Origin of the sequence: Acetobacter pomorum, from assembly GCF_002738225.1 — a bacterium.
Taxonomy (GTDB): Bacteria; Pseudomonadota; Alphaproteobacteria; order Acetobacterales; family Acetobacteraceae; genus Acetobacter; species Acetobacter pomorum.
This window is the reverse complement of record NZ_PEBQ01000069.1, coordinates 1-1,305: the sequence shown is the minus strand read 5'-3', so window position 1 is coordinate 1,305 and position 1,305 is coordinate 1. Positions and strand designations below refer to the sequence as shown.

The following is a 1,305-nucleotide window of genomic DNA, read 5'->3' as shown; positions in this document are numbered from 1 at the left end:
TGAATTGCCCCGGGTTTTGTGGAGACAGAAAGACCCGTGAGGTAAGAAGAATTCATGAGCAATAAATCGAAGCGTTTTCCGCCTGAGTTTCGTGACCGTGCAGCCCGCATGGTTCTGGAGGAAGAGAAGAACCATCCATCACGCTGGTCCGCAGTGATGATGATCGCGCCAAAGCTGGATATTCATCCTGACACGCTGTCAAAATGGACCCGTCTGCATGAACGTGCCAATGCGCCTGCGGTGAGTGACCTGCCTGATCGAGAGAAGATCAGGCAACTGGAGCGAGAGAACCGCGAATTGCGGCAGGCCAATGAAATCCTGCGTAAGGCGTCGGCATATTTTGCCCAGGCGGAGCTCGACCGCATCTTCAAGCCATGACACGCTTCATTGAGGAGCACCGGCAGACATATGGTGTCGGGTCAATCTGCAGGGTTCTGTCGATTGCACCATCTGCCTATTATGCAACTGTTGCCAGACAGAAAAATCCGTGTGTGCGCAGCCAGAAAGACAAAGAACTGTGCGATGACATCCGTAGAGTGTGGAATAATAATTTCTGCGTCTATGGAGCGCGCAAGGTCTGGCATCAGCTCAGACGTGAAGGTCTGGATGTCGCCCGCTGCACGGTAGAGCGGCTGATGCGCCGGATGGGGCTGAAAGGCGTCATTCGTGGCAAGGGGGTCAGAACCACACGGCCTGATCCGCAACGTCCGTGTCCGCAGGATCTGGTGCAGCGCCAGTTTCATGCTCCTGCCCCCAACAGACTCTGGGTTTCGGATTTTACTTACGTTTCCACATGGCAGGGCTTTGTTTATGTGGCCTTCATCATTGATGTATTCGCACGGGTTATTGTGGGTTGGCGCGTCTCCTCAACGGCCCATACCGACTTCGTGCTGGATGCTCTCGAGCAGGCTCTGTGCCAGAGGCGACCTGAGGGAAAAGTGACCCACCATTCCGACCGCGGCTGTCAATATGTGTCCATTCGTTACACGCAAAGACTGGCTGAAGCGGGGCTCGTTGCTTCTGTCGGCAGTGTTGGGGATTCCTATGATAACGCCTTAGCAGAGACCATTAACGGACTTTACAAAACCGAACTCATCTATCGGCAGGGGCCATGGAAAAACAGGGAAGCTGTTGAACTGGCAACACTTAAATGGGTCGACTGGTTCAATAATCGGCGGCTCCTGTCCTCCATTGGAAACATCCCGCCAGCAGAAGCTGAGGCACGCTTTTATGCACAACAGAAATCACATGCATTAGCCGCTTAAATCAGATAAAAAACGTCTCCACAAAACCCGGGGCAATTCA

1 protein-coding gene and 1 other annotated feature are annotated in these 1,305 nt (G+C 53.3%); the gene reads left to right on the top strand.

Annotated elements, in window-relative coordinates; all coding sequences use genetic code 11:
- Positions 1-54 precede the first annotated feature (54 nt).
- Positions 55-1,265, top strand: a protein-coding gene (locus CSR02_RS04625; protein WP_087652208.1) for an IS3 family transposase whose coding sequence is annotated in 2 segments (ribosomal slippage) — positions 55-340 and positions 340-1,265 — 1,212 coding nt in all. Because the reading frame shifts where the segments join, the coding sequence is not laid out codon by codon here.
- Positions 333-449 (top strand) — a sequence feature (AL1L pseudoknot). Its footprint overlaps the gene before it by 117 nt.
- Positions 1,266-1,305: the final 40 nt, after the last annotated feature.